The organism is Streptomyces sp. NPDC006610 (assembly GCF_040611575.1).
Lineage (GTDB): Bacteria > Actinomycetota > Actinomycetes > Streptomycetales > Streptomycetaceae > Streptomyces.
This window is the reverse complement of sequence record NZ_JBEXOP010000023.1, coordinates 71,884-92,280: the sequence shown is the minus strand read 5'-3', so window position 1 is coordinate 92,280 and position 20,397 is coordinate 71,884. Positions and strand designations below refer to the sequence as shown.

General features: G+C 72.6%; 21 protein-coding genes. 12 read left to right on the top strand and 9 right to left on the bottom strand.

Annotated elements, in window-relative coordinates; all coding sequences use genetic code 11:
• Positions 1 to 42: 42 nt before the first annotated feature.
• The 5 genes from ABZY13_RS19910 to ABZY13_RS19890 form a co-directional block, all read right to left on the bottom strand.
• Positions 43 to 1,665 (bottom strand): hypothetical protein, encoded by a 1,623-nt coding sequence (locus ABZY13_RS19910; RefSeq protein WP_356632438.1) that lies wholly within the window; start codon positions 1,663 to 1,665, stop codon positions 43 to 45.
• Positions 1,666 to 3,759 (bottom strand): hypothetical protein, encoded by a 2,094-nt coding sequence (locus ABZY13_RS19905; protein ID WP_356632436.1) that lies wholly within the window; start codon positions 3,757 to 3,759, stop codon positions 1,666 to 1,668. It abuts the gene before it with no gap.
• Between the two features lie 356 nt (positions 3,760 to 4,115).
• Positions 4,116 to 4,460, bottom strand: coding sequence for a hypothetical protein (locus ABZY13_RS19900; protein ID WP_356632434.1), 345 nt, complete (start codon positions 4,458 to 4,460; stop codon positions 4,116 to 4,118).
• The gene (locus ABZY13_RS19895; RefSeq protein WP_356632432.1) at positions 4,457 to 5,146 is read right to left on the bottom strand and encodes a DUF6232 family protein; all 690 of its coding nucleotides are present in this window, start codon (positions 5,144 to 5,146) and stop codon (positions 4,457 to 4,459) included. Before ABZY13_RS19895 ends, ABZY13_RS19900 begins: the two co-directional genes overlap by 4 nt.
• Before the next feature lie 120 nt (positions 5,147 to 5,266).
• Positions 5,267 to 5,617: a PLD nuclease N-terminal domain-containing protein gene (locus tag ABZY13_RS19890; RefSeq protein ID WP_356632430.1), complete on the bottom strand. Its 351-nt coding sequence runs from the start codon at positions 5,615 to 5,617 to the stop codon at positions 5,267 to 5,269.
• A gap of 88 nt (positions 5,618 to 5,705) precedes the next feature.
• Between ABZY13_RS19890 and ABZY13_RS19885 the strand changes: the two genes are divergently transcribed.
• The 11 genes from ABZY13_RS19885 to ABZY13_RS19835 all read left to right on the top strand — a co-directional run bounded on the left by ABZY13_RS19885 (position 5,706) and on the right by ABZY13_RS19835 (position 14,631).
• On the top strand, positions 5,706 to 7,163 hold the full coding sequence (locus ABZY13_RS19885; RefSeq protein WP_356632428.1) for a menaquinone biosynthesis decarboxylase: 1,458 nt from the start codon (positions 5,706 to 5,708) through the stop codon (positions 7,161 to 7,163).
• Positions 7,160 to 8,062 carry a menaquinone biosynthesis prenyltransferase MqnP gene (gene mqnP / locus ABZY13_RS19880; RefSeq protein WP_356632426.1) on the top strand — a complete coding sequence of 301 codons (903 nt, stop codon included), beginning with the start codon at positions 7,160 to 7,162 and terminating at the stop codon, positions 8,060 to 8,062. The genes ABZY13_RS19885 and mqnP overlap by 4 nt, the downstream gene beginning before the upstream one ends.
• 104 nt (positions 8,063 to 8,166) lie before the next feature.
• Positions 8,167 to 8,844: a UbiX family flavin prenyltransferase gene (locus ABZY13_RS19875; protein ID WP_356632424.1), complete on the top strand. Its 678-nt coding sequence runs from the start codon at positions 8,167 to 8,169 to the stop codon at positions 8,842 to 8,844.
• A gap of 86 nt (positions 8,845 to 8,930) precedes the next feature.
• Positions 8,931 to 9,386 carry an Lrp/AsnC family transcriptional regulator gene (locus ABZY13_RS19870; RefSeq protein WP_356632422.1) on the top strand — a complete coding sequence of 152 codons (456 nt, stop codon included), beginning with the start codon at positions 8,931 to 8,933 and terminating at the stop codon, positions 9,384 to 9,386.
• A 50-nt stretch (positions 9,387 to 9,436) separates the two neighbouring features.
• Entirely contained in the window at positions 9,437 to 10,600 is a 1,164-nt protein-coding gene (gene mqnE / locus ABZY13_RS19865; RefSeq protein ID WP_356632420.1) for an aminofutalosine synthase MqnE, read from the top strand.
• 91 nt (positions 10,601 to 10,691) lie between these two features.
• A complete protein-coding gene (locus ABZY13_RS19860; protein ID WP_356632418.1) occupies positions 10,692 to 11,339 on the top strand; it encodes a UdgX family uracil-DNA binding protein in 648 nt (215 codons plus the stop codon).
• 16 nt (positions 11,340 to 11,355) lie between these two features.
• A complete protein-coding gene (locus ABZY13_RS19855; protein WP_356632416.1) occupies positions 11,356 to 11,880 on the top strand; it encodes a GNAT family N-acetyltransferase in 525 nt (174 codons plus the stop codon).
• Positions 11,881 to 11,995: 115 nt separating this feature from the next.
• Positions 11,996 to 12,295 (top strand): DUF4229 domain-containing protein, encoded by a 300-nt coding sequence (locus ABZY13_RS19850; RefSeq protein WP_356632414.1) that lies wholly within the window; start codon positions 11,996 to 11,998, stop codon positions 12,293 to 12,295.
• 149 nt (positions 12,296 to 12,444) lie between these two features.
• Positions 12,445 to 12,546 carry a putative leader peptide gene (locus ABZY13_RS19845; protein WP_356632412.1) on the top strand — a complete coding sequence of 34 codons (102 nt, stop codon included), beginning with the start codon at positions 12,445 to 12,447 and terminating at the stop codon, positions 12,544 to 12,546.
• Between the two features lie 71 nt (positions 12,547 to 12,617).
• Complete coding sequence (locus ABZY13_RS19840; RefSeq protein ID WP_356632410.1) at positions 12,618 to 13,940, top strand: dicarboxylate/amino acid:cation symporter; 1,323 nt, start codon at positions 12,618 to 12,620, stop codon at positions 13,938 to 13,940.
• 46 nt (positions 13,941 to 13,986) lie between these two features.
• Positions 13,987 to 14,631 (top strand): TetR/AcrR family transcriptional regulator, encoded by a 645-nt coding sequence (locus ABZY13_RS19835; protein WP_356632408.1) that lies wholly within the window; start codon positions 13,987 to 13,989, stop codon positions 14,629 to 14,631.
• A gap of 62 nt (positions 14,632 to 14,693) precedes the next feature.
• Here the strand turns inward: ABZY13_RS19835 and ABZY13_RS19830 are convergent, their stop codons facing one another.
• On the bottom strand, positions 14,694 to 15,602 hold the full coding sequence (locus ABZY13_RS19830) for a MaoC/PaaZ C-terminal domain-containing protein (RefSeq protein ID WP_356632406.1): 909 nt from the start codon (positions 15,600 to 15,602) through the stop codon (positions 14,694 to 14,696).
• A complete protein-coding gene (locus ABZY13_RS19825) occupies positions 15,603 to 16,943 on the bottom strand; it encodes a 3-oxoacyl-ACP reductase (RefSeq protein ID WP_356632404.1) in 1,341 nt (446 codons plus the stop codon).
• 342 nt (positions 16,944 to 17,285) lie between these two features.
• Between ABZY13_RS19825 and ABZY13_RS19820 the strand changes: the two genes are divergently transcribed.
• The gene (locus ABZY13_RS19820; RefSeq protein WP_356632402.1) at positions 17,286 to 19,256 is read left to right on the top strand and encodes an AMP-dependent synthetase/ligase; all 1,971 of its coding nucleotides are present in this window, start codon (positions 17,286 to 17,288) and stop codon (positions 19,254 to 19,256) included.
• On the opposite strand, the gene ABZY13_RS19815 is transcribed toward ABZY13_RS19820, so the two are convergent.
• Both ABZY13_RS19815 and ABZY13_RS19810 read right to left on the bottom strand, forming a co-directional pair.
• Positions 19,204 to 19,941, bottom strand: a complete 738-nt coding sequence (locus tag ABZY13_RS19815; protein WP_356632400.1) for a class I SAM-dependent methyltransferase — start codon at positions 19,939 to 19,941, stop codon at positions 19,204 to 19,206. The genes ABZY13_RS19820 and ABZY13_RS19815 overlap by 53 nt on opposite strands.
• 228 nt (positions 19,942 to 20,169) lie before the next feature.
• Complete coding sequence (locus ABZY13_RS19810) at positions 20,170 to 20,373, bottom strand: cold-shock protein (protein ID WP_004984723.1); 204 nt, start codon at positions 20,371 to 20,373, stop codon at positions 20,170 to 20,172.
• Between the last annotated feature and the right edge of the window lie 24 nt (positions 20,374 to 20,397).

Genomic DNA, 20,397 nt, shown 5'->3' with positions numbered 1-20,397 from the left:
CCCGACGCGGATCGCGTCGGGGAACCGGCCCGCCCGCCGTCGTCAGGAGATGCACTCCGTCGGCGCTTCCTTCTCCGGCCAGGCGATGCGCACGAAGCGGGTGCGGCCCTCCGGCGTCAGCTCCACGATGGGCACGGCCTTGTTCACCGGGTTGCCGGAGCTGTTCAGGCAGATCCAGCCGCTCGCCCCGTCCACCCGCTGCTCGTCCCCCTGGACCTGCGGCCACTGGTTGCGGACCTGCCCGAGCGACGGGACGCCGCCGCCTCCGGCCCCGCGGATGCCGCGCACCGCGAGCGCCATCGCGTCGTAGGCGATGATCAGCTGACCGTCGTCCAGGGCCGTGTCGCCGATCTCGCCGATGTCGGGGATGGCGGTGATGTCGGTGACGCCGCCGAACGTGTTCCGCTCGCCCTGCTCGTGTGCCGGGGTGGCGCCCTTCATCAGCATGCGCAGCCTCTCGATGTCGTCCACCGAGCCGCCGGTGGCCGGCGGGTTCCACCCGGTCCTCTCGTCCTCGTACCAGGCCTTCGGATGGGCCAGGGCGGTGTACCGGACGACGACGGGCTGCTTGCTGCCCTGGCGGGTCAGGGCGTCGCGGTCGAGCTTGCGGTCACCGGTCAGATACGACCCCTCGTCGCCCGCCAGCACCGTGAACCTGCGGTCCGTGCAGCCGCGGGCGCCCAGCGCGTTGATGAACTGGCGCAGCTGGACGTGCCGGCCCGCGAACAGGATCGTGTCCGTCGTGTCCGGGGTGTCGCACAGGATGTCGGTGATCTGCTCGAAGGTGTTGGCGGTCGACCCCTCCTTGTTGTGGTCCCTGGGCGGGCTGAACGGCTTCGGCTCGTACGGCGAACCCTCGACGATCCGCGCGAACGACCTCTGCAGCGTGCGCGTGTACGGGTCGCCCGGCTTGGCGTGCACCAGCATCGCCCGCTTCGCCGGTATGTCGGCGAAGTGCTTCAGCGCGTTCGCCAGGTCGGTGTTGGTCGGCGCCACCCGGGCGAGGCCGGGGAAGGGCTCCCTGCCCCGCTGCCCGTTGGCGATGTCGTCGGCGGTGATGGACGAGCCGATGACCGGGATGCCACGCCTGGTCAGCTCCGTGACGGCCAGCTTGTTCCCCTCGGAGCTCACGCTGACGCCGGTCACCGCGCGCAGCTTGTCCGGCCCCTTGGTCATCTCCGCCAGCCGGTCGACCGTGTACTTCCAGTGAGCCCCGGTGGCGCCGGGGTTGGCCAGCACCAGCCGGATCGCCGGACCCGCCTCGTGCGTCTGGTGGTTGGCCCGGTACTGCGCCAGATACGCGCCCTGCACCTCGTGCAGCACGTCGGTGATGGTGTTGTCCTCCTTCGCGGTGAACGGCTCCAGCAGGGCGACGGTGACGTAACTGCCCGGCTCCAGCGAGCGGTTCTCCCTGTCGATGGCCGCGATGACCTTGGTCAGGCGCTCCCGCCCGAAGTCGTACGCCGTGGCCGACACTCCGACGCACTCCGTGCTGCCCTCGGGCCGGACGACGCCGGGCGCGCAGGAGCGGTCCTCGCGGGTGAGGGCCCGCACGCCGACGACGAGCCCGGCCACGAGGGCCGTCGCGAGCAGGATGGCGAGGTAGCGGCGCAGCGGGATCTCCCACACGTCCTCGCGCAGCCACACGCCCAGTCCCCGTGCCATCTATGCCCCCTCGTCGTCGCGGTCGTCGTCGCCCGGGATGCGCAGCGGCCGGCCCAGCAGGGCGTCCTCGGGCCACTCGCGCGAGGCCCGCCACAGCAGGGCGCTGCCCGCGGGGCGCAGGTTGGAGAGCTGTTCCAGTTCGAACCGCATCCGGTCGCAGACCTCCGGGTCGGGCAGCACCAGCGGATCGGTCACCTTCCACACCGCGTGCAGCAGCCGCCGCATCCGCAGGTGCAGCACCGGGTCCGCGCCCGCGGGCACCGAGTCGTCCCGCTGCAGGCGGCCCAGGGCGACGGCGGCGCGCCGGTCGTCCCGGCCGGTGAAGTCGCGGCCGTCCGCGTCGTGGGCGTGGAAGTAGGGCGCGGAGGCGAGGAAGCGCAGGGCGGTGAGCCAGGCGAGGGGGTCGAGGGAGGCGAAGGAGTCCCGCAGGTGGGCGATCGCCGACTCGTCAACGCCCAGGGCCAGTTGGTGGTGCAGCCGGAAGCGGGCGTGCGGGTCGGTGGCGCCGGCGGCGGGCGCGTAGTGCCGGATCAGCGCCTCGTGGGCCAGGCGCCAGCGGGCGTGGTCGGTGTCGCGGTGGTGCAGCCGCAGCAGCAGCAGCGTCCGCACGAAGGGGCTGCCCACGAACTGCTCCGGCACCACCGGCAGCCCTTCCTCGGCCAGCCGCGCCTGCAGCGCGCGGACGTCCGCCGGACCGAAGGTGTCCGGCAGCAGGGCCCCGGCGAGCGCGCAGGCCGAGTCGTGGTCGTGGGCGGCGGCCAGCACGGTCAGCTCCTCCAGCCGGTCGGCGGGGACCAGCCGGTCGAGCAGCTCCCGGTAGGCGGGCACGGCCTCCTGGTCCTCGGCGAGCCGTACGTCCGCCACGAGCAGGTCGCCGAGCGAGGCCGCGTCGGGATGCTGGGCGGAGGCCTCGGCGAGCACGGTGATGCCGAGCGGGTTGCCGCCGGTCAGCCGGTGCGTGGCGTGCGGGAGCTGCGGCGGCACGGGCAGCAGGTCGCGGGCCGCGCCGACGATGTGCAGGGTGTCGTCGGGGCTCAGCGGCGACAGCGACACGACCAGCGCCCGCGAGGAGGGGGCCGCCGGGTCCGGCGTCCAGCCGCTGCGCCGGACCACCTGAGGCAGCTCCCGGCGCACCGCGTTGCGCAGGTGGGCGCCGTCGCCGCGCAGACCGGCGACGAACACCACCTGGTCGGCGACGCCGTCCGCGCGGTCGCGCAGCACGGCGTCGATCAGGCCGGCGCCGGGCGCGGTCTGGGCGTTGTCGACGAGGACGAGGGGCCGGCCGATCCGCTGCATCCGGGCCAGGACTCCGGCGTACGCGTCGGCCAGATCGGCGAGCATCGCCCGGACGAGGAACCGCTCGGCGTGCTCGCGGGAGGTGCCGCCGGCCCGGAAGTGCCCCGACAGCAGCATCAGCCCGCGCTCGGCGTGGCCGCCGGCGTTGGGGTAGTCCCGGTACCAGGTCGCCGCGCGCTGCCGGCGCCGGCCCGCCATGCCCTCGGCGAGCGACTCCAGCGTCGTCTCCACGGCCGCCGTCAGCAGCGCCCCGGTGCCGGTCGCCGCGGCCACCACCTTGGCGGCGACCCGCCCGGCCCAGCGTCCGGCGAGGCCGGTGATGCGGGCGGCGCTCTCGTTCAGCAGCAGGATGCGCTCCACCTCGCGCCGGATCCGCCCCGAATCGGCGTCCTCCCAGCCTGCCGCGGCGACCGCGACGAGGCCCGCCATCAGCCGCGGGAACTGGATCCGCCCGGCGCCGGTGACCGGCTCGGCCAGCTGCTCGGCGGCCACCAGCAGGGCCTGCGCGAGCGGCGACCACGCCTCGGCGGGCCGCCCGGTCGGGGGCGCCGCGAACTCGGGGTCGGCGCAGTCCACGAACGCGACCGGCGTGTGCCCCTTGTACGCGGCCCGTAACTCCCGCAGGACGGCGCTCTTCCCGACGCCCCGCGCGCCGGTGAGGACCAGCAGCGGAAGCTCGCGCTCGTACTCCACCGTGCAGACCCGGTGCTGATGGGGACGCAGGCCCACGAGCCGGGGGACGAGACCGGGTGGATCCACATCGAACAGCGCCCCGCGCCCGTGCAACCCTCTGCCCACCGCGCCTCCCCCTGGCAACGATCCCAACCCAAGGGTAAGGAGAGGGAGTTGGTCCCGACCAGATGCAGTGGTGTCCGTTGGGTTACGAAATGAACGCGGGGCGTAGACAGGCCGTCCGGGAGGGGACGGGGCCGGTGGGGGACGGGGCCGGGAGGGAGCGGGGCCGTAAGGCGTCGGCCCCTGTCCGGGAGGGGACGGGGGCCGACGGGACCGGTCGTTCCGCCCGCCAGCGTTCCGCCCGCCAGGCCGCGGTGGGACGCCGGTCGTCCACCGGCCCGGTCGGCCGTGCCGGTCGTCCACCCGCCCGGCCGCCGTCGGTCTGCCTGCCTGCGGCGGCCGGGCGCCGCCGGGCCCGCCTACGCCAGCAGCTGGAGGATCGCGTTCACCGCTTCCACGATCGGCACGCCCAGCGCCCCGGCGGTCGCGGCGACGCCCGCGACCGCCATCAGGGCACGGGTGCGGGCCTGGACCGGCACGGCGGCGTCGGGGGCGAGGACCGGGAGGGACTCGTCGATCGTCCGCGCCGTCAGCGGCGGCACCTGCTCGCGCAGTTCGCGCAGCTGCTCGATCAACGCCTCGATGGCCGAACGCAGTTGGGGATCCAGCGCGGCGGCCGGCGCGGAGTTCTTCACCATGCCGGTGTTCCCGGTGCCGCCGTACATGTTGACCGTGTCGCCGTAGTTGATGCTGTCGCCGCTCATGCCTTCGTCATCCCCACGTTGCCGCTGCCGCCGTACATGTTGACGTTGTCCCCGAAGTAGTAGTTCCGGGGGTTGACGGTGAGCGTCTCGACCTTCACCTGGAACTCGGCCTCCGGGTTCTCGATCGCGTGCACGACGTGCCCGACCAGCTGGTTGAGGTGCGTCGTGTCCCTGCTGGTGACCAGGGCCGTCGACGCGCCGGACGTCTCCACGGCCATCACCCAGTGCGAGGACGCGGTCAGGACGGAACCCAGTTCCACGGCGGACCAGATGAGCGCCGCGACGGCGCCGATCCAGACGAGATTGATGATCGTCTCCGCCGCGCCTTCGTTCGCGAGGCTCGTGATGCCGCCGAGGATCGTCAGCGCGAACGCCACCGACAGGATGATCGCGGCGCGCTTGAAGAAGTTCACGGTCGCCTCACCGCGGCGCGGGGTGAGGAGGAAGGTGTGGACGCGGGTGATGTTCTGGAGCGGGTAGGCGGCGCCGCCGACCCACAGCAGCCGCTTGTCGACCCGCATCTCGACGCCGGCGCCGAGATGCGGGGGCAACGCCGGGGGCGGAGGAGGAGGGGTGCGGTCGTGCCAGGGTCTGGCGCCGTCGTTCGACGCCTGGGTGGGGAAGGCGGGCGGCGGAGTGCGGGGCGGGGCCTGCGGCGGCGCGGCCGGTTTCTCGGGTGTGTCCATGTCTGCGGCGTCCCCTGCTGAAGGATGGCTGAGCCCGTCGTCGGGGGAGGAAGAGTAGCGGGGACGCCGCCCCCGCACCCCGCCTTTTCCGGCCTCGCCAGCCCGGCTCGGGGCTCCGGCTCAGGGCTGGTCGCGCCGCCTGTCGTCCGGGTCCGGGTCCGCGTCCGGGCCGGTGTCCTTCGGCCCGTCCTCGTCCAGCGACTTCAGGAACTCGGGGTTGTCGTCGGGCGCCACCCACTGCCGGGAGCGGCCCCCGCCGGCGCGCACGCCGGACCAGCCGTCGGCGGCCGGACTGCGCCGCTTGCCCGCGATGATCCAGGACAGCGACCCGACCAGCGGGAACAGCAGCACGAGGATCGCCCACAGCGGCTTGGGCATGTGACGGACGTCGTCGTCCTTCGTGCTGATGCAGTCGATGAACGCGTAGATGCTCAGTGCCAGCGGCAGCAGGAACATCAGCACCCGGAGCATGGGCGTCTCCAGCGGAAGGGACGGTCGGGACCGTGGGCACGGCCCCCAGGTACAGGGCCAGGGTAGCCCCTCGGGGATACTGGGCCGCATGGCTTACGACGATCTTCGCTCCCTGCTCAGGGCACTGGAGCGCGACGGGGACCTGAAGCGCATCAAGGTGGAGGTCGACCCCTACCTGGAGGTCGGGGAGATCGTCGACCGGGTGCAGAAGGCGGGCGGACCCGCACTGCTCTTCGAAAAGGTGAAGGGCTCCTCGATGCCCCTCGCCATGAATGTGTTCGGCACCGACCGCCGGCTGCTGAAGGCCCTCGGGCTGACGTCGTACGGCGAGATCAGTGAGAAGATCGGCGGGCTGCTCAAGCCCGAGCTGCCGCACGGGTTCGTCGGCGTGCGCGAGGCCTTCGGCAAGCTCGGCGCGATGACCCATGTGCCGCCGAAGAAGGTGAAGTCCTCCGACGCGCCCGTCCAGGAGGTCGTCCTGCACGGCGACGACGTCGACCTCGACGCGCTGCCCGCGCTGTTCACCTGGCCCAAGGACGGCGGTTCCTTCTTCAACCTGGGCCTGACCCACACCAAGCACCCCGACACCGGCGTCCGCAACCTCGGCCTGTACCGCCTCCAGCGCCACGACAAGCGCACCATCGGCATGCACTGGCAGATCCACAAGGACAGCCGCAACCACTACCAGGTCGCCGCCCGCCGCGGCGAGCGACTGCCCGTCGCCATCGCCTTCGGCTGCCCGCCCGCCGTGACGTACGCCTCCACCGCCCCGCTCCCCGGCGACATCGACGAGTACCTGTTCGCCGGGTTCATCGCGGGCAAGCGGATCGAGATGGTCGACTGCAAGACCGTCCCGCTCCAGGTGCCCGCGCAGGCCGAGGTCGTCATCGAGGGCTGGCTGGAGCCCGGCGAGATGCTGCCCGAGGGCCCGTTCGGCGACCACACCGGCTTCTACACCCCGCAGGAGCCGTTCCCCGCGCTGAAGATCGACTGTGTGACGATGCGCAGGCGCCCGCTCCTCCAGTCCATCGTCGTCGGCCGCCCCCCGACGGAGGACGGCCCCCTGGGTCGCGCCACGGAACGCTTCTTCCTGCCCCTGCTCAAGATCATCGTCCCGGACATCGTGGACTACCACCTGCCCGAGGCCGGCGGCTTCCACAACTGCGCGATCGTCTCCATCGACAAGCGCTACCCCAAGCACGCCCAGAAGGTGATGCACGCGATCTGGGGAGCGCACATGATGTCCCTGACCAAGCTCATCGTGGTCGTGGACGCCGACTGCGACGTCCACGACCTGCACGAGGTCGCCTGGCGGGCGCTCGGCAACACGGACTACTCCCGCGACCTCACGGTCGTCGAAGGCCCCGTCGACCACCTCGACCACGCCTCCTACCAGCAGTTCTGGGGTGGCAAGGCAGGCATCGACGCGACGAAGAAATGGCCCGAGGAGGGGTACACGCGCGACGGGGGATGGCCGGACATGGTCCTGTCCGACCCGCAGACGGCGGCGAAGGTCGACCGCCGCTGGAAGGAGTACGGCCTGTGAGCACGGCTTCCGCGGCGATGCCACGGCCGGGACGGACCCGGGCGTTCCTGCGCCTGGTCATGATCGAGCACTCCGTCTTCGCACTGCCCTTCGCCTACATCGCCGCCCTGACCGCGATGTACGAGGTGGACGAGAACATCCACTGGACCGAGCTGCTGCTGGTCACCGTCTGCATGGTGGGCCTGCGCACCTTCGCGATGGCCGTCAACCGGATCATCGACCGCGAGATCGACGCCCGTAACCCGCGCACCGCCCAGCGCGAGCTGGTCACCGGCGCGATGTCGGTACGGCACGCCTGGACCGGCGCGCTGATCGCGCTCGCCGTCTTCCTCGGCTCGGCCGCCCTGCTCAACCCGCTGTGCCTGGCGCTGGCCCCCGTGGCGGTGATCCCGATGGTGGTCTACCCCTACGGCAAGCGGTTCACGAACTTCCCGCAGGCCATCCTCGGTCTCGCCCAGGCCATGGGCCCCGTCGGCGGCTGGCTGGCCGTCACCGGCGCCTGGTCCTGGGACGCGGTGATCCTGGGCCTCGCCGTGGGCGTGTGGATCGGCGGCTTCGATCTGATCTACGCCTGCCAGGACGTCGACGCCGACCGCGCGACCGGCGTCAAGTCGGTCCCGGCCCGATTCGGCGTCCCCGCCGCCATCTGGTCGGCCCGCGCCTGCCACGCCGTGACGACGGCCCTGTTCGCCTGGTACGTCCTGGCCACGGACGGGGGCGCGTTCCTGTGGCTGGGCCTGCTGATCGTCGCGGGCGCGTTCCTGTACGAGCACATCATCGTGCGGCCGCATGATCTTTCGCGGGTGAACAGGGCGTTCTTCAGCGTCAACGGGTTCATCGGGATCGCCCTCTTCGTGTGCGCGCTGGCGGATCTCGTGGTGCGGGGGCTGACGGTCTGATGACAGTGCGGCCCACCGTCGAGTGCCCGCCGGCCGCCTCCCCGTCGACCCCCGGGCGTCCGGCCGGTCCTGAGCAGGGTCCCGTGCGCCGGTAGGCTCGAGATGTGAACGCAGGAGAAACGCAGCGCAAGCCTTGGATCGTGGGAGTGTCCGGGGCATCGGGGACGCCCTACGCAGCCGCCGTGCTGCGGGCGCTGCTGGACGCGGGTGAGAGCGTCGACCTGGTCGTCAGCCGGGCCTCGCGGCTCACCCTGCTGGACGAGACCGGCGTCTCCTTCCGGGACGCCCACTGGCGCGAGGACCTCGCGGCCTGGCTCGCGCGCGGCGCCGACGGCAAGCCGCACGTCTTCGACGTGGACCTCGGCGGCGACCGCGTACGGCACTGGCCCGCGGGGGACCTGGCCGCTGGGCCGTCCTCGGGGTCGTACCCCAGCAAGGGCATGGTGGTCGTGCCCGCCTCCACCGCCTGCGTCGCCGGTGTCGCCCTCGGGCTGTCGAAGGACCTGCTCCAGCGGGCGGCGAGCGTCACCCTCAAGGAGCGCCGCCCGCTGGCCGTCGCCGTGCGCGAGGCGCCGCTCAACGGGCAGACGCTGCGTCACCTCGTCGCCCTGGACGACGCCGGCGTGGCCGTGGTGCCGGCCTCGCCCGCCTTCTACGCCGGGGCCACCCACATCCAGGACCTGGTCGACTTCGTCGCCGGGCGCGTCCTGGACGCGGTGGGCGTGCCGCACACGCTCTACCGCCGCTGGCAGGGCGGGATCGGCGGCTCCCGCACCCCCTGAGCGCCACCGCACCCCCGCAGCACCCGTCACACCCGCCAACCAACCCCCCGTATCGTCAAACTCTTCAGCGGAAGGCTTTCGATCGCATGGACGCCGTGGACAGGCAGCTCATCCAGGCCCTGAGAGAGAACGGCCGGGCCTCCTACGCGGAGCTGGGGCGCCTCGTCGGCCTGTCGGGACCGAGCGTCACCGACCGCATCAACCGGCTGGAGGCGGCCGGCGTCATCACCGGCTACCGCGCCACCGTGAACGCCGCCTCGCTGGGCCTCGGCGTCATCGCCCTGATCGGGATCTCCCTCTCCGACGCCGCCGACCACGAGGACGTGGCCCGCCGGCTCAAGGACCTGCCGGAGATCGAGGACTGCTGGTTCATCGCCGGCGACGACTCGTTCATGCTCAAGGTCCGCGCCACCGACGTCGACGGCCTGGAGAAGATCATCCGGCGGCTCTCCGGCACCAAGGGCGTCTCCCGCACCCGTACCACCATCGTGCTCTCCACCAAGTGGGAGAACCGCGTGGGAGAGCTGCCCGAAGAGGTCTGATCCCGCGGGCGTACGGTGGAGCGAGTCGAGCAGAGGAAAGAGGTATCGGCATGGACGTCGGGCTGAGGCGCGAGCTGGAGGAGAAGGTCCGCTCCGGCGAGCGGCTGACTCGCGAGGACGGCATCGCGCTCTACGAGTCGGACGACCTGGCCTGGCTCGGCGGGCTCGCCCACGAGGTGCGGACGCGGAAGAACGGCGACGTCGTCCACTTCAACGTCAACCGCCACCTCAACATGACCAACGTCTGCACCGCCTCCTGCGCGTACTGCTCCTTCCAGCGCAAGCCCGGGGAGAAGGACGCGTACACCATGCGCATCGAGGAGGCGGTGCGGCTGGCGAAGACGATGGAGGGCGAGAACCTCACCGAGCTGCACATCGTCAACGGGCTGCACCCCAACCTCCCCTGGCGCTACTACCCGCGTTCCCTGCGCGAGCTGAAGGCCGCCCTGCCGAACGTCTCGCTGAAGGCGTTCACCGCCACCGAGATCCACCACTTCGAGACCATCTCCGGGCTGTCCGCCTCCGAGATCCTGGACGAGCTGATCGACGCCGGTCTGGAGTCGCTCACCGGCGGCGGCGCGGAGATCTTCGACTGGGAGGTGCGGCAGCACATCGTGGACCACCGCACCCACTGGGAGGACTGGTCCCGCATCCACCGGCTGGCGCACGAGAAGGGTCTCAAGACCCCTTCGACCATGCTGTACGGGCACATCGAGGAGCCCCGCCACCGCGTGGACCACGTCCTGCGGCTGCGTGAACTCCAGGACGAGACCGGCGGCTTCCAGGTCTTCATCCCGCTGCGCTACCAGCACGACTTCGTGGACATGAAGGACGGCAAGGTCCGCAACCGCCTCCAGGCCCGGACGAGGATGGCCACGCCGATGGAGGCCCTGAAGACGTTCGCCGTCTCCCGGCTGCTGTTCGACAACGTCCCGCACGTCAAGGTCTTCTGGGTCATGCACGGAGTGCAGACCGCCCAGCTCGCCCTCCAGCACGGCGCGGACGACATGGACGGCTCGGTGGTCGAGTACAAGATCACCCACGACGCCGACAACTACGGCACCCCGAACAAGCTCACCCGCGACGACCTGCTCGACCTCATCCGCGACGCGGGCTTCCGCCCGGTGGAGCGCAACACGCGCTACGAGATCATCCGGGAGTACGAGGGCCCCGACCCCGCCCGCCGGGAGGCGCCGCAGCCGATGCGGGTGTGAGGCCCGGTCGCGTCCCGGCCGCGGGCCGACCAGCCACGGACCACCCGCGGCCGACGCGGGTTCGCAGGACGACGGAGGGTACCCGGACTCCATGGCCGACACGTTGGCTCCCGAGGACCAGTACACCGCCGACCCCTTCGTCCCCCGCGGTGCGGATCTCGACGCCCTGCGCGAGGCCGCGGCCGGCTGCCGGGGCTGCCCCCTGCACCGCGACGCCACCCGGACCGTCTTCGGCGCGGGCAGCGCGTCGGCCCGCGTCATGCTCGTCGGGGAACAGCCCGGCGACCAGGAGGACCGTCGGGGCAGGCCGTTCGTCGGCCCGGCGGGCAAGCTGCTCGACCGGGCGCTCGCCGAGGCCGGCATCGACCCCGGCGAGGCGTACGTCACCAATGCCGTCAAGCACTTCAAGTTCACGCAGGCCGAGCCCCGCAAGCGCCGGATCCACAAGGCGCCGAGCCTGCGGGAGATGACCGCCTGCGGGCCCTGGCTCGCCGCCGAGCTGGCCGTGGTCGAACCCGAGCTGATCGTGGTGCTGGGCGCGACGGCTGGCAAGGCGCTGCTGGGATCGTCGTTCAAGGTCGGCGAGGTGCGCGGCACGGTGCTGGAACGCGAGATCCACGGCCGCCCCGAGCGGCTGGTGCCCACCGTCCACCCGTCGTCGGTGCTGCGGGCGGACGACCGGGAAGGCGCGTACCAGGGGCTGGTCGCCGATCTGAGGGTGGCGGCACAGGAGATGTAATGGCTACGATGCGGCCATGCCCCTTACCTTCACTCTCGACCCCGCCGTCGATCCCGCCCTGCGCGACGGGATCCTCGACCTGTGGACGGACGTGTCCAACGCGGGCGGCGCCGTCGGCTTCGTCCCGCCCGTGACCCGGGAGAACGTACGGCCCGAGCTGATGAAGTACTTCCCCGCGCTGGCCGAGGGGCGCACCCGGCTGCTCGTCGGGCACGACGCGGACGGGCAGGTCGCCGCCACCGCGTTCCTCACCTTCAACACCCACCGGCTGATGACCCACTGGGTCTGGCTGTACACGGTGATGGTGCACCCCCGGCACCAGGGCAAGGGCTACGGCCGCGACCTGCTCGCCGCCGCCGCGGACGCCGCCCGCGGCTTCGAGGGCATCGAGGCGATCCGCCTGACCTGCCGCGGCGGCCTCGGCCTGGAGAACTTCTACGCCTCCTGCGGCTACAAGGAGGTCGGCCGCGTCCCCGGCGCGATCCGCGTCGCCCCCGGCGACGACCGCGACGACGTCACCATGCTGCTGCCCCTGCACTGAGCCCCCGTTGCGGGGGACCGGCGCCGGGCGTGCTTCACTGGACGGTGGCCCTCATGGGCACGGTTCGGACATGCGGGACCCCTGCGGACCCCGGGAAACGGAAGAGTGGATTGAGATGCTCCGCTACACGCTGATGCGCCTCGGTATCTTCGTGGGCTGCTTCGTGGTCGTCTGGGGCCTCGTCTACTCCGGCGTCGTCCCGCGCGGTCTCGGCGAGTCCAACGGCATGTGGGTGCTGCTGCTCGCCCTCGTCATCTCCGCGCCGATCAGCTTCGTCGTGCTGCGCAAGGAGCGCGACCGGGCCTCCGAGCAGATCGTGCGCAAGGTGGACCAGGTCAAGGCCGGCCTGGAGGCCAACCGCAGCCAGGAGGACGACGCCGTGGACGAGGCGCGGGCGCAGGGGCGGGCGTCGTAGGGCCCGCTCGTTCCCGCGGCTCGCGGCGGTTCCACCGCCGCGGTTCCGCCGAAGGCTTCACGGACTTGCAATGTGCGGGTGATCGCGCGTCCGCACCCATCAAAGCCAGGCTTTGGGTGTCCCAAAGCTGTGGTGTTAAAGTCGTGTGCATGAAGTCAGCAGCCGCGCTCTCCGCACTCCCGGGCCTCGCGCTCGTGGCGCGCCTGCATGTGGACCTCTGCCGGTGCGCGTCGGCGACCTGTCGCCCCTGACGTCTTCCCCCACCGTCCCCAGCCGTCCCTCCGCGACGGTTCCCCGCGCGTCTTCCCCAACGGAGTCGTCCGTGTCCGCGAACACGAAGTCCTTCACCCTGCCCGGAATCTCCCGGATACCCAAGGTCCCCTTCTGGGCCCAGATCGTCGCCGGCCTCGTCCTCGGCGTCCTGCTCGGCTGGCTGGCCCGCGCCCAGGACCTGTCCTGGCTCGTCACCACCCTGGAGAAGACCGGCGGCACCTTCATCGGCCTGCTGAAGCTCGCCGTCGCCCCGCTCGTCTTCTTCGCCATCCTGGTCTCGATCACCAACCTGCGGAAGGTGAACAACGCGGCCCGCCTGGCCTCCCGCACCCTCCTCTGGTTCATGATCACGTCGCTGATCGCGGTCGCCGTCGGCCTCGTCATCGGCCTGGTCACCAACCCCGGCGCCGGTACCGGCCTCACCCCGCGCGACGGGGCGAAGCCCGAGACCGCCGGCTCCTGGATCGACTTCCTGACCGGCATCGTCCCCACCGACGTGATCACGCCGTTCACCCAGCTGAACGTCCTCCAGATCGTCTTCATGGCCGCCGTCGCCGGCGTCGCCGCCCTCCAGCTCGGCGAGAAGGCCCAGCCCGTCCTCACCCTGAGCGAGTCCGTCCTCGAACTCCTCCAGAAGGCCCTGTGGTGGGTCATCCGCCTCGCCCCGCTCGGCACCGTCGGCCTCATCGGGTACGCCATCGCCACCTACGGCTGGGACCTGATCGGCAAGTACGCCACCTTCACCGCCGACGTCTACGTCGGCTGCGCGATCGTCCTCTTCGTGGTCTACCCGGTGCTGCTCGCGACCGTCGCCAAGGCGAGCCCGCTGCAGTTCTTCAAGGGTGCCTGGCCCGCCATCCAGCTGGCCTTCGTCTCCCGTTCCTCGGTCGGCACCATGCCGCTCACCCAGAAGGTCACCGAGCGCCTCGGCGTCCCGCGCGAATACGCCTCCTTCGCCGTGCCGTTCGGCGCCACGACCAAGATGGACGGCTGCGCCGCGATCTACCCGGCCATCGCCGCGATCTTCGTCGCCCAGATCTTCGACATCCAGCTCGGCGTCGGCGACTACCTGCTGATCGCGTTCGTCTCGGTCGTCGGCTCCGCCGCCACCGCCGGTCTCACCGGCGCGACGGTCATGCTGACCCTCACCCTGTCCACGCTGGGCCTGCCCATGGAGGGCGTCGGCCTGCTGCTGGCCATCGACCCGATCCTGGACATGATCCGCACGGCCACCAACGTCGCCGGACAGGCACTGGTGCCGGTCCTGGTCTCCGCCCGCGAGGGACTGCTGGACCGGGAGGCCTACGACACGGCGGGCGGCTCCCCGGTGGACGAGCCGCAGCCGCGCGACACGGTCGCCGCGGCCGCCTGAGCGCGACCGTCCCGGCCACCTGCCAACGGACCGTAGGCTGGTGTCCATGGGTGCCGTGAAGACCAAGCGGATGCCGCGTGCGGTCCGTGAGCAGCAGATGCTGGACGCGGCCGTGAGGATCTTCGGACAACGGGGATACATGGCGGCGTCCATGGACGACATCGCCGAACTTGCGGGCGTCTCCAAGCCGTTGGTGTATCTCTACCTCAACTCCAAGGACGACCTGTTCACGGCGTGCATCCGCCGGGAGGGCGCCGCGCTGACCGAGGCCGTCCGGGCCGGCGTCCACCCGGACCGGACGGCCGACCGCCAACTCTGGGACGGGCTCCTGGCGTTCTTCACGCACACCGCCCGGCACCCGGACGGCTGGTCGATCCTGCACATCCAGGCCCGCACCCACGGCGAGACCTTCGCCGCCGAAGTGTCCGCCATGCGCACCGAGATCGTCTCCTTCGTCACGCAACTGATAGGCGACGCGGCCCGCGAGGCGCACGGCGCGCCGAACGGGGCCGAGCCGGAGTTCGCCGGTCTCGCGGAGGCGCTGGTGGGGGCCGCCGAGTCGCTGGCCGACTGGGCCAACGCCACCCCCGGCGTCACCGCCCGCCAGGCCGCCGGCACCCTGATGAACTTCGCCTGGGCCGGGCTCGGCAACCTGATGGCGGGGCGGCCCTGGTCACCGCCGGTGGCGTGACGGGGCGGCGGGCCGGGCAGGGGCGCGGCCGGTCGTCCGACGGGTCGGCGGAGCGTGTCTGGTCACCGCCGGCCGTCTGACGGGTCGGCGGGGCGCACACTGCCCTCCAGATGGGTCCGTCCGTCGCCGTGCAGGGCGAAGCGTCCGTCGTCCGCCGCCGCGTGCCGGACCGTCGCGGGCAGCAGCACCGGCGCCCTGAACCGCGCCCGCACCAGCGCCGCTTCGGGCGTCCCGTGCGCGGCGAGGCAGCGCGCCACCGTCCACATGCCGTGCGCGACCGTCCGCGGGAAGCCGAACAGGCGGGCGCCGAGCGGGTGCAGATGGATCGGGTTGCGGTCCCCGGACACGGCCGCGTACCGCCGCCCGAGATCCGCCGCAAGCCGCCACTCGCCGCGGACGGGCAACGACGGCCGTGCGCCCTCCGGCTTCCGTGGAGCATCGGACGGCCCGGACGGTCCCGACGGCCCGCGCTGCCCGGACGCTGTGCGATGCCGTGCCAGATACGTGCTGGTCGACTCCCACACGACGTCCCCGTCGCGCCGCAGCCCCGTCACCACCGTCGCCTCCGTCCCGCGCCGGTGCGGCGCCAACCCGGCGACGTGCACGGCGAGTTCGTACACACCGGTGGCGGGCGTCGCCGTGTGGCGGGCGATGTCGATCGAGGTGTGCACCAGGCCGAGCAGGGGCAGCGGGAAGCGCGGGTGGCTCATCAGCCGCATGGCGAGCGGGAAACCGAGGACGTGCGGGTAGGTGAGGGGCAGGGCGTCCTCACCGGTCGGAAAGCCGCACACCCGTTCGTAGGCGGCCAGCCGGGCCAGGTCGATCCGGACGCCGGGCAGGACCAGCCGGTCGGCGGGACAACCGGCGCCCGCGCGGGGCCGCTTGAACGGCGACAGCAGCGCGCCGCGCGCGAGGGCCGGGGCGAGCGCGGGCGGGGCTGCGAGGGTGGCGGTGCGGATGCCGTCGCTCACTCACGCCCCCAGCAGGCTCTGGCCGCAGACCCGTACGACCTGCCCGTTGACCCCGCCCGAGCCCGGGTGGGCCAGCCAGGCGACCGTCTCGGCGACGTCCACCGGAAGGCCGCCCTGGGCCAGGGAGTTCATCCGGCGGCCTGCCTCCCGGATCAGCGGCGGCACGGCTGCGGTCATCCGGGTCTCGATGAAGCCGGGCGCGACCGCGTTGACCGTCACCCCGTGCTGCGCGAGGGCACGCGGCGCGAGCGAGCGCACCAGGCCGGCGACCCCCGCCTTGCTCGCCGCGTAGTTGGTCTGCCCCGCGTTGCCCGCGAGCCCCGCGATGGACGAGGTGGCCACGATCCGCCCGCCGGGACGCAGCGTGCCGTCCGCGAGCAGGGCGTCGGTGACCCGCAGCACGCCGGCCAGGTTGACGTCGAGGACCGCGGCCCACTGCTCGGCGGGCATGTTGGCCAGCCGCCGGTCCCGGGTGACGCCCGCGTTGTGCACCAGTACGTCCAGCCCGTCGGGCAGCGCGGCGGCGATCCGCCCGCCCGCGTCGGACGCGGTGACGTCGAGCGCGAGCGCGCTGCCGGCGAGGCGCTGCGCGAGCCGCTCCGCGTCCGCCCGCGCCGCCGGCACGTCCAGGACGACGACCCGCGCCCCGTCCCTCGCCAGCACCTCGGCGACGGCCGCGCCGATGCCCCGCGCCGCACCGGTGACCAGTGCGGTGCGGCCGGCGAGGGGGCGGTCCGGGTCGGCGGCGACCGGGGCGGCGGTGGCGTCCACCCGGATCGTCTGCCCGCTGACGTAGGCGGACTTGGGGGAGAGCAGAAAGCGCAGGGTGGACTCGGCGGCCGTCGCGTCGACCGGCGTGTCCGACAGCCGGACGAGGTTCACGGTCCGGCCGCCGCCGGTCTCCTTGGCGAGGGAGCGGACGAAGCCCTCCAGGGCCTGCTGGGCGGCCGACTGGTGATGGTCGGCGGGGTCGAGGGGCGCGCCGACCACGACGATCCGGCCGCTTTCGGCGACCGACCGCACGACCGGGCGGAGGGCCGCGTGCACTCCGGCGAGGGCGGGGACGTCCCGGACGCCGGTGGCGTCGAGGACGACTGCGGCGGGGGTGCGGCCGACGGGCGCGGTGCCGGTGGGCCCGGTGACGGGGGCGAGGCCGGTGCGTGCGAGGACGGGCGCGAGGTCGAGGGCACAGTCGCCGGCCGTCAGGTGCAGCAATCCCCCCGGCAGGGCGGGCCGTTCGGGCGTCCAGCGCAGGAGCGGGGCCGGGCGGGGCAGGCCGAGCCGCCGGGTCAGGAAGCGTCCCGGGGCGGTGCCCGCGAAGCGCAGATAGCGGTCGGCCATGCGTCACTCCCTGTTCTCGACGCTTGCTGCAGAGTGATGTTACCGCAGGTAAGTGTAGGCTCGGTCACCGTGGGCCGGGCGGTGGTCCGGGTACGGGGGCGACGGCGCCCGGACGGCACATGCCTGCACCGGACGTGCACACCCCTGCCCCCGGACCGTCCCCGATCCCTCCCCGAACCCGCACGATCCCCCCACCCGACCGCCGTAGGATCGCCGTCCGACCGGCGGTGACGCCCGGCGGAGCGCGCGCCGCCGGTGAACGCCTCCGTACGCGCCCGCGTACTCCACGCAGCGCGCCGCGCGGAACGGACGCCGCTGCAAGGCCCCAGGAGCTGCCCATCCATGCCCATCTCGTACTCCTCGCCCACGCCGCACCCGGCGGGATCGACGTCCGCCTCGTCCCTGGAGTACGACCCGGACGGCGGACCGGTGCTCGTCGAGCCCGAACTGCGGCGCCTGGACGGCGAGGTGCGCGAGGCCGCCGTACCCCCGCTCGTGCCCCCGGTGTCGCACGGCTCCCTGGCCGACCTGCCCTTCGAGAACGCGGGCGCGGAACCGTCCCGCCCGGTCCTCAGCCGCCGTACCGCAGAAGGCCGTTGGGCCGACGTCACGGCGGCGGAGTTCGCGGCGCAGGTGCTGGCCCTGGCCAAGGGACTGATCGCCGAGGGGCTGGTGCCGGGCGACCGGATCGCCGTCATGTCGCGCACCACCTACGAGTGGACGCTGCTCGACTTCGCGGCCTGGGCGGCCGGACTGGTCACCGTCCCGGTCTACCCCACGTCCTCCGTCCACCAGACCCGCTGGATCCTCCAGGACTCCGGCGCGGTCGCCCTCGCCACCGAGGACGCCCGGCAGGCCGCGGCCCTCGGCCCCGAGCTGAGCCGCCTGCCCGGACTGCGGCACGTGTGGGTCTTCCAGAAGAACCACCTGAACCGGATCGCCGACCTCGGCGCGGGCGTCCCGGACCAGGAGGTCACCGTCCGCAGAGGCGTCCTCGGCCCCGACACGCTGGCGACCATCGTCTACACCTCGGGCACCACCGGCCGCCCCAAGGGCTGCGCGCTCACCCACGGCAACTTCCTGTCCGAGGTCGACAACGCCATCGAGCTGCTCTACCCCGTCTTCAGGGCCAGGACCGACGCCGAGCCGTCGACCCTGCTGTTCCTGCCCCTGTCCCACGTCTTCGGCCGCATGGTCGCGGTGGCCTGCGTCCGGGCCCGGGTACGGCTCGGCCACGCGCCCAGCATGAAATCCGAGGACCTGCTCGCCGACCTCGCCGCCTTCCGGCCGACCTTCCTGCTCGCCATCCCCTACATGCTGGAGAAGATCTACAACGGCGCCCGCGCCACCGCCGAACGCGGCGGCAAGGCCCCCGCCTTCGACCGCGCCGCAAGGATCGCCCGCCGCTACGGCGAGGCCGTCGAGGCCCGGCACAGCGGCGGCCCCGGCCCGAACACCTCCCTGAAGGCGGCCCGCGCCCTCTACGACCCGCTGGTCTACCGCCGTATCCGGGGCGCCCTCGGCGGCCGGGTCCGCTATGTCGTCTGCGGCGGCTCACCCCTCGGCCGCGACCTCGCCGCCTTCTACGCGGGCGCCGGAATCGACGTCTACGAGGGCTACGGCCTCACCGAGTCCACCGGCGCGGCCACCCTCACCCCGCCCCTCAGACCGCGCCTGGGCACCGTCGGCTGGCCGATGCCGGGCACCAGGGTGCGGATCGCGGCGGACGGCGAGGTGCTGATCCACGGCGGCCAGGTCTTCCGCGGCTACTGGGACCCGCACGCGGGCGGCGTCGTCCCGGCCACCCCGGACGGCTGGTTCCCGACCGGGGACCTGGGCCGGCTGGACGACGACGGGTATCTGACCATCACCGGCCGCAAGAAGGAGATCCTCATCACCGCGGGCGGCAAGAACGTGGCCCCGGCGCCCCTGGAGAACCGGCTGCGCTCCCACCCCCTGATCTCCCAGTGCCTCGTCCTCGGCGACCGCCGCCCCTACGTCACCGCCCTGATCACCCTCGACGCCGAGGGCGTCACCCACTGGCGCCGCATGAACGGCAAGCACCCCGTCCCGCCCGAGCTGCCGGCCGACGACGACGACCTGCGCGCGGTCCTGCAGCGCGCGGTCGACGACGCCAACCAGCTCGTGTCCCGCCCGGAGTCCATCCGCCGCTTCGCCGTCCTGCCCGTGGACTTCAGCGAGGCGGCCGGACATCTGACACCGACGCTGAAGCTGCGCCGGGAGCGGATACTGCGGGACTTCACGCAGGTCGTGGAGAGTCTGTATCCGCCGGGCCCGGCTTCCGGGCGATGAGGAAGGCATGCGGGGAGGTCTCCTCGTACGGCCGCCGCTGCGCCTCGCGCACCGTGTGCGAGAGCGTCCGCAGGCCGGCCTCCTCCAGCAGGCCGGCGATGCGCTCCGGCCGCCGCCGCTGGAAGTCCAGGGAGACGGGGTGGCCGTACGGCTCGGTGATCCGGCGAGGCGCGTCGCCGGCCTGGAAGGCGAGAAGCAGATGACCGCCCGGCGCCAGCACCCGGGCGAACTCGGAGAAGAGGGCGGGCAGCCGGTCCACGGGCGTGTGGATGGAGGAGTACCAGGACACGACCCCCGCCAGGCGGCCGTCGGGCAGGTCCAGGTCCAGCATCGACCCCTGCTCGAACCGCAGCCCCGGATGCTCCCGGCGGGCGACCGCGATCATGGACGCCGACAGGTCGACCCCGAGGACCGGCACCCCGAGCGAGGCGAGGAACGCCGTCGTCACACCGGGCCCGCAGCCGAGGTCGGCCACCTGCCCGTCCCCGGCCGGGGCGCCCTCCCCCAGCACCGTTTCGGCGTACGCCGTGAGCAGCGCGCGCTCCAGCGGCCGGGCGGCGAGATCCTCACGGAACTGGCCGGCGTAGTCCTCGGCGATGGCGTCGTAGAAGCGGCGGGTCGCGGTGAGGAAGTCGTGCGCCGTCGTGTCGGCGGACGGGTCGGTGGCATCCGATGCGTCGGTCATGGGCGGTGACGGTAGCGGCTGCCACTGACAGGGGGCGGGAAGAGGGTTCTCCGGAGCGGGGGCCGGGGGAATTCCCGAAGAATTCACCGGCGCGCAAACTCGCGCGGAGGCCCGCGGGGCCTGCCCCGGCGAGTTCGTTCCTTCGGCATCCGGGAAAAGGCAGGAGCCCCGTCGCCTGTCGGCGCGGGGCTCCTTGGGTACTGCTACTCGATCCTGATCAGGGAGAGATCAGACCGGGGTGACGTTCTCCGCCTGCGGGCCCTTCGGGCCCTGGGTGACGTCGAAAGACACCTGCTGGTTCTCCTCGAGGGACCGGAAACCGGTCGCGTTGATCGCGGAGTAGTGGACGAAGACGTCGGGGCCGCCGCCCTCCTGGGCGATGAAACCAAAGCCCTTTTCGGCGTTGAACCACTTCACGGTTCCGGTAGCCATAAGCCCTCCTTGGGCTCAAAAGGG